General features: G+C 57.5%; 1 protein-coding gene. It reads right to left on the bottom strand.

The features are described from left to right. Window positions 1-1,060 (bottom strand): ISL3 family transposase (locus HMPREF2912_RS07175; protein WP_070683706.1); only part of this gene is annotated, 1,060 nt, incomplete at both ends.

Below are 1,060 nucleotides of genomic sequence, written 5' to 3'. Positions count from 1 at the left end.
TGCCTCGACGGGGCCGTTGGATGCACCGATATCAAAGTAGGCGAGCACATCTTTGCGTCGTCGCCACAGGGTGCGTCCCAGTTGGGCGAGCTCTTCTAAGCCTTTTGGTAGTCCTTTGCGCAGGGTGTGGATGATGCGTTCCATAAGCTTTTTGCCTTCCGATTTCCTCGGATGCGCGTACGCTGTGATCATGTCTTGGTAGACCAACCACGTTACTTCCAGGCACACGTAGTCGTCATCGGTGGCCCACAGCATTTCTAAGCGTTGCTTTTGCCGCTCGGTGAGATAGTTCGTCCTGGTCAACAGCGTGCGCCGGTGCTTGTACAGTGGGTCATCTTTGCGTCCGCGGCGTCCGGTGGTCTCACGTTGGAGTCTTTGTCGGCAACTGGTGAGCTTGTCGGCTGCCAGATGCACCACATGGAAAGGGTCCATGACTTTGTCCGCTTGTGGTAGTTGTTCCTCGACTGCGGTGGCATATCCGGTGAACCCATCCATGGTCACCACCTGTATCTGCTCCCGGAAGCTGGGGTCGCGCTCTTTAAGCCACCCGCTGAGCACATCTGCGGACCTGCCCGGTCGCATGTCTAACAAACGAGCAGGCCCACGCCCGTCCACCAGCGGGGTGAGGTCAACAAGTATGGTCACCAGGTTTGATGCCTGGCCTGGTTTTCTGGTGTGTTTCCATACGTGTTCATCGACTCCAAGGATACGAACCCCGTCTAGGTGACAAGGGTCGCCGTAGACAAGCTGGCGGCAGGCATCCAGCGCGACTTGGTTGACCAGGTCCCAGCCCACACCGAGTGCTTTGGCGGTGGCTGACACACTCATCCGGTCAATAGCAAGGCGCTGCAAGATCCAGCGGGTGACCCGGTGCGTGAGCTTGGCGCCGTCATCAGCGCAGGTTAAAGATTCTTGGAAGATCTTTCTCTTACATGAGGCGGCTGTACACCGGAATCTAGGGACTTTTACGTGCAGCCTAGTGGGGAATCCAACAACAGGAAGATCAACGAGTCGACGGGTGATGTGGTCGCGTAACTTGCCTGGCTGTCCGCAGTCCGGG

Source organism: Corynebacterium sp. HMSC056E09 (assembly GCF_001813425.1).
GTDB lineage: Bacteria > Actinomycetota > Actinomycetes > Mycobacteriales > Mycobacteriaceae > Corynebacterium > Corynebacterium hesseae.
The sequence above is the reverse complement of the archived record's forward strand: the minus strand, read 5'-3'. Positions and strand labels throughout refer to the sequence as shown.